6 protein-coding genes are annotated in these 6,219 nt (G+C 67.6%); all 6 read left to right on the forward strand.

What is annotated here, in order from left to right; translation table 11 throughout:
* The first annotated feature begins 329 nt into the window (after positions 1-329).
* The gene (folP, locus tag ACM0PY_RS05420; protein WP_180885896.1) at positions 330-1,226 is read left to right on the forward strand and encodes a dihydropteroate synthase; all 897 of its coding nucleotides are present in this window, start codon (positions 330-332) and stop codon (positions 1,224-1,226) included.
* Positions 1,226-2,179, forward strand: coding sequence for a tRNA (adenosine(37)-N6)-dimethylallyltransferase MiaA (miaA, locus tag ACM0PY_RS05425; RefSeq protein ID WP_134970139.1), 954 nt, complete (start codon positions 1,226-1,228; stop codon positions 2,177-2,179). The genes folP and miaA overlap by 1 nt, the downstream gene beginning before the upstream one ends.
* A 96-nt stretch (positions 2,180-2,275) precedes the next feature.
* Positions 2,276-2,551 carry an RNA chaperone Hfq gene (gene hfq, locus ACM0PY_RS05430; protein WP_004152891.1) on the forward strand — a complete coding sequence of 92 codons (276 nt, stop codon included), beginning with the start codon at positions 2,276-2,278 and terminating at the stop codon, positions 2,549-2,551.
* A 14-nt stretch (positions 2,552-2,565) separates the two neighbouring features.
* Positions 2,566-3,876, forward strand: coding sequence for a ribosome rescue GTPase HflX (gene hflX, locus ACM0PY_RS05435; protein ID WP_061480155.1), 1,311 nt, complete (start codon positions 2,566-2,568; stop codon positions 3,874-3,876).
* A gap of 121 nt (positions 3,877-3,997) precedes the next feature.
* Positions 3,998-4,492, forward strand: a complete 495-nt coding sequence (locus ACM0PY_RS05440; protein WP_005416043.1) for a CinA family protein — start codon at positions 3,998-4,000, stop codon at positions 4,490-4,492.
* A 34-nt stretch (positions 4,493-4,526) separates the two neighbouring features.
* On the forward strand, positions 4,527-6,219 hold a 1,693-nt coding region (gene ubiB, locus ACM0PY_RS05445), incomplete at its 3' end, for a 2-polyprenylphenol 6-hydroxylase (RefSeq protein WP_495493245.1).

Consider the following 6,219-nt stretch of genomic DNA (forward strand, 5'->3'; position numbering starts at 1 on the left):
CAGATCCACGCCATGCGTGGATGCATTTCGATTCCAATTCGAAATATTCGATTCCGATGGAGATTCATCCACGCATGGCGTGGATCTACTGCAGATCGCGGAAATCTGTCGAAGGCGGGGTGGGTCCGGTTGCGGGGGCGTGAGCCGCATGGATGCGGCGACCGAGCCTACATGGACGTACTTGCAGCGGCCCCCGCAACCGGACCCACCCCGCCATTCTTCAGTGAACCCGCTGTTGCTCCGGCTGTTGCTGTCGCTCTGGCCTCTGCGGGTGCAGGGCGCCGCCCTGCCGAACTAAACTACCTTTCGTTGTCCCAGCAGGATTGCCCATGTTCGATACCTCGCCCCAGCTCGACTGCGCCGGCCGCATCCTGCGCCTCGACCGTGCCCAGGTCATGGGCATCGTCAACGTCACCCCGGACTCCTTCTCCGATGGCGGCGCGCACGACACCACCGAGGCCGCAGTCGCTCATGGCCTGAAGCTGGTCGAGGAGGGCGCGGACCTTCTCGATATCGGCGGCGAATCGACCCGGCCGGGCGCTGCGCCGGTATCGGTGGAGGAGGAACTGCGCCGGGTGATTCCGGTGATCGAGCAGCTGGCCGCACGCACCCGGGTGCCGATCAGCATCGACACCTTCAAGCCGGAAGTGATGCGCGCGGCCGTGGCCGCTGGTGCCGGCATGATCAACGACATCTTCGGCCTGCGTCAGGAGGGTGCACTGGACGCCGCCGCCGAAACCGGTGTGCCGGTGGTGCTGATGCACATGCAGGGCGAACCAGGCCACATGCAGGCCGATCCGCACTACGACGATGTGGTCGCCGAGGTGCACGGCTTCCTAGTGCAGCGCCTGTTCGCTGCCGAGATGGCAGGCATCGCGAAGAAGAACCTGCTGATCGACCTCGGTTTCGGCTTCGGCAAGACCACCGGCCACAACATGACCCTGCTGGCGCGTTCGGAGCGCTTTCTGGAACTGGGCGTGCCGATGCTGGCCGGCCTGTCGCGCAAGCGCAGTCTCGGTGAACTGACAGGTCGCGATACGCCGTCCGAACGCGTGGCCGCCTCGGTGGCCGCGCACCTGATCGCGGTGCAGCGCGGCGCACGCATCGTGCGCGTGCATGACGTGGCCGCCACCGTCGATGCGCTGAAGATCTGGCAGGCAGTCGAGGCCGTGCCAACGCCGCGCGCCGACGCCACGCCGACGATCCGCTGGCCGGACGAAGACTGATGGGTATCGATCGGCGGCCACTGGCGATCGCCGTGATGGGGCCGACTGCCAGTGGCAAGACCGCCACTGCGATCGCCCTGGCACGGCAGCTGGATGGGGAAATCGTCAGCGTCGACTCGGCACTGGTGTACCGCCACCTGGATATCGGTTCGGCCAAGCCCGATGCGACGGAGCGCGCGCAGGCGCCGCACCATCTGCTGGACCTGCGTGACCCCTGGCAGACCTACTCGGCGGCCGAGTTCGCCGCCGATGCCGGGCGGGTCGTGGCCGACATCGTGGCGCGTGGCAGGACGCCGATCCTGGCCGGTGGCACTGGCCTGTACTTCCGGGCGCTGCTGCAGGGCCTGTCGCCGATGCCGGAGGCCGACCCGGCAATGCGCGAAGCGCTCAGCGCCGAGGCGGTCGAGCGTGGCTGGGCGGCACTGCACGCCGATCTGGCCAAGGTCGACCCGGCCGCCGCCGCACGCATCCATGCCACCGATCCGCAACGCATCCAGCGGGCGCTGGAGGTCTATCGCCTGACCGGTATCCCCATTACTGAATGGCAGCGCCGGCCGGGCGTAGCGCCATTGCCGGTGCGCACCCTCAAGCTGATCCTCGCCCCAGGCGACCGTGCGGTTCTTCACCAGCGCATCGAGGCGCGCTTCGACGCCATGCTGGGGCAGGGGTTTCTCGACGAGGTGCGGGCATTGCGCGCGATGCCGGAAATGGCCGCCGTGGCGGCGCCCCTGGACCTGCCGGCAGTGCGCGCGGTCGGCTATCGGCAGGCCTGGGAGTACCTGGACGGGGAGGGGGATGCCGCCCGTTTCCGTGACAAGGCGATCTTCGCCACCCGGCAACTGGCCAAGCGCCAGCTGACCTGGCTGCGCGGCGAGCTTGATGCGCGCTGGTTCGACCCCCATGTTGATGGTGAGCGCCTGGCCAGCGCGGTGTCGACCTTCGTCGCACGCTGAATCCCCGCCAGCCGTGTAACATCATCGGTCGGCGGGCGGCTCGGGGGCCGCGGCAACCGTCGGCAACCCAATAAGAACAATAATCAGGAGTGTGCAATGTCCAAGGGGCAATCGCTGCAGGATCCTTTCTTGAACGCACTGCGGCGCGAACGCGTGCCGGTTTCGGTGTACCTGGTGAACGGCATCAAGCTGCAGGGCACGATCGAGTCGTTCGACCAGTTCGTGGTCCTGCTGCGCAACACGGTCAGTCAGATGGTCTACAAGCACGCCATTTCCACCGTCGTTCCGGCACGCAACGTGAAGGTCGGGCCGGGCGGTGGTTACGTGCAGTCGGGTGAAGGCGGTCAGGCAGGTGATGAAGCAGACGAGTAATACCGGAGCGGTGAATGTTTGACCGCTCGAAAAAGGGTGAACACGCCCTGTTGATCCAGCCCCATTTCGGCAAGCTGGAAGACGATGTGCTCGAAGAATTCGGTGATCTGGCCCGCTCGGCCGGGGCCAGCATCGCCGCGACGATCACTGCGCGCCTGGACCGTCCGAATCCGTCGACCCTGATCGGCAGCGGCAAGCTGGACGAGATCAAGGCTGCGGCCGACGCCAGCGGGGCCGACCTGATCCTGGTCAACCATGCATTGAGCCCGGGCCAGGAGCGCAACCTGGAACGTTTCCTCGAGCGCCGGGTGATCGACCGCACCGGCCTGATCCTGGACATCTTCGCCCAGCGTGCGCACAGCCACGAAGGCAAGCTGCAGGTCGAACTGGCACAGCTGCGCCACCTGGCTACGCGGCTGGTGCGCGGCTGGACCCATCTGGAGCGCCAGCGCGGCGGTTCGATCGGCCTGCGCGGCCCGGGTGAAACCCAGCTGGAAACCGACCGCCGTCTGCTGCAGAAGCGGGTGGAGCAGCTGCAGAAGCGCCTGGAAAAGGTGGAAGTGCAGCGCACCCAGATGCGTCGTGCGCGTGTGCGCAGCGAGCTGCCCCGTGTGGCCCTGGTGGGCTACACCAACGCGGGCAAGTCGACCCTGTTCAACGCCATGACCGGCGCCGAGGCCTATGCCGCCGACCAGCTGTTCGCCACGCTGGATCCGACCGTGCGCCGCATCGCGGTGCCGGGCGGCAACGTGGTGCTGGCCGACACCGTTGGCTTCGTCCGCGACCTGCCGCATGACCTGGTCGCTGCGTTCCGCTCGACCCTGTCCGAGGCGCGCGAGGCCGATTTCCTGCTGCACGTGGTCGATGCTGCCGACCCGCACCGCGAGGAGCGCATCGCCCAGGTCGACGAGGTGCTGACCGCAGTCGGTGCCGGTGACCTGCCGCAATTGCTGGTGTTCAACAAGATCGACCGCATTGACGGCGCCGACGTGCGCCACGACGGCCAGGACGGTATCCCGGATGAGTCGCGTCGTGAGCGGGTCTGGATTTCCGCGCGTGACGGGCGGGGGCTGGAGCTGCTGCAGGCGGTGCTGGGCAAGCGCCTGGGCCTGCAGCATGTCTCCGGCGAACTGCGCCTGCCGCCGGATGCCGGCCGCCTGCGCGCGCGCCTGCACCAGCTGGAAGTGATCCGTAGCGAGCAGGCTGATGAAGACGGTTGGCTGTTGCAGGTCGACCTGCCGATCGCCGAAGCTGAAAAGCTGGCCGCCAGTGCCGATGGCGCCCCGATCCGGGCGCTGCTGCCGGAAAAACCGCCGGAGTGGTGAGGTAGCGGCCGATGCCCGGTAGTGCCGGCCGCCGGCCGGCAGCGCAACCATCCGGATGGGCGCGACATCTGGCTGTCATCTGCGGTACAACGTGCAGGTTCTTCACCCCACCGTCATGCCGATGTCCATCCCCACCGACGCTGAACTCAATATCCAGTCCGCCGCGCTTGGGCAGCGCCTGGAGCAGGCCTCGCTGCAGCTGGTGACCGCTGAAAGCTGCAGTGGTGGCTGGATTGCAAAGTGCATGACCGACATCGCGGGTTCGTCGGCATTCTTCGACTGCGGCATGGTGGTCTACAGCTACGAAGCCAAGCAGCGCCTGCTAGGCGTGCGCGCACAGACGCTGGAGCAGTTTGGTGCGGTCAGCCGCGAAACCGTGCTGGAGATGGTGTCGGGCGCGCTGGTCAATTCCGGTGCCGGCATCGCGGTGGCGGTGACCGGCATCGCCGGTCCGGGCGGTGGCAGCCCTGGCAAGCCGGTCGGCAGCGTCTGGATCGGCTGGAAGCGGCGCGGCGGCTACGCCCGCGCCGAGCTGTTCCAGTTCGAGGGCGACCGCGAAGCCATCCGCCGGCAAACCGTAGCGGCGGCATTGCGCGGCATCGACGCCCAGCTGTGACATGCTGCTCCGGTAATCGTCCGGAGCACGCATGATGTGGGAAACGCTGGGCACGGTCCGTGACCTGGGCCGACTGCAGGAAATTGCGGTTGTCCTGATCCGCTATGGTTTCGGTGACGTAGTGCGGCGCATCGGCCTGGCCACCACGCTGGAGCGCGCTGGACGCCTTCTGCACTGGAACGAGGATCGCCAGGAACTGCTGCGGATGACCGCGCCGGTGCGCGTACGCAGCGCGATGCAGGATCTCGGCCCGACCTTCGTCAAGCTCGGGCAGGTGCTGGCGACGCGCGTCGACCTGCTGCCGCCGGAATGGATCGCTGAACTGTCCGAGCTGCAGAACGCGGTACCCGCGCTGCCGTATGCCGATATCCGCGAGCAGCTGGAGGCCGACCTGGGCGCCTCGCCTGCAGACGTGTTCGCCTTCCTCGATGAAATCCCGATGGCCGCCGCCTCGCTGGCGCAGGCCCATCGCGCGCGCCTGCATGACGGCCGCGAGGTGGTGCTGAAGGTGCGGCGCCCCGGTATCCGCGACGTGGTCGAGGCCGACCTGCGGTTGCTGGCGCGCCTGGCCGAAATCGTCGAGGCGCGGCTGCCGGACCTGCGCCGCTATCGTCCGGCCCAGGTCGTGCAGCAGTTCACCGTGTCGCTGCGACGCGAGCTGGATTTCGCCGCCGAATGCCGCAACGCCGAGCGCATCGCGCGCAACTTCAACGGCCGTGACGACATCCTGATCCCCAGCGTGCACTGGCAGTGGACCTGTGAAAGCCTGAACGTCCAGGACTTCGTCGACGGCATTCCCGGCCGTGACCTGGCCGGCGTCGATGCGGCGGGCCTGGACCGGCGCGAACTGGCTCGGCGCGGTGCCGGCATCGTGCTCAAGATGGTGCTGGAGGACGGCTGCTTCCACGCCGACCCGCACCCCGGCAACATCCTCTACCTGCGTGACGGCCGTATCGGCGTGATTGACTTCGGCATGGTCGGCGCGCTGTCTGAAGTGCGCCGCTTCCAGGTCGCGCAGCTGCTGCACGGGCTGGTCGAGCAGGACCCGCAGGGCGTGGCCGATGTGCTGCTGGACTGGGCCGGCGGCGTGGAAGTGGACGAGAACCGCCTGCAGCACGACATCAGCCAGTTCGTCGACCAGTATCGCGGCGTGCCGCTGAAAGACCTGCGCATCGGCCTGATGCTGGGTGACATTACCCAGCTGCTGCGCAGCTACAGCCTGACCCTGCCGGCCGATCTGGCGCTGATGATCAAGGCGTTCCTGACCCTGGAAGGCATGGGCCGCCAGCTGGACCCGGATTTCGACATGGCCAGTGCCGCGCGACCGTTCCTGGAGCGGGTGGTGCTGCAGCGCTATGCGCCCAAGGCGCTGCTCAAGCGTGGCCGACGCAGCCTGCTGGGCCTGGTCGACTTCGCCGGGGAATTGCCGCGCGACCTGCGCAAGCTGGTCCAGGCCGCGCGCCGCGGCCGCCTCCAGCTGAAGGTGGAAACCACCGCGCTGCAGGGCTTCGGCGAACAGGTGAATCGGGCAGCGAACCGGCTGGTGATGGGTATCGTCACCGCCGCGCTGATCATCGGGTCCTCGATCGTGATGCACAGCGTTGGCGGGGTCTCCAGTCGCTGGCTGCTGGCGCTGGGGGTGTGCGGGTTCATCGGCGCCGGCTTCTGTGGCGTGTGGATCCTGTACTCGATATGGAGGAGCGGCAAGCACACTATGTGTGCTTGCC

The sequence above is a fragment of the Stenotrophomonas sp. BR163 genome, from assembly GCF_047520985.2.
Lineage (GTDB): Bacteria > Pseudomonadota > Gammaproteobacteria > Xanthomonadales > Xanthomonadaceae > Stenotrophomonas > Stenotrophomonas sepilia.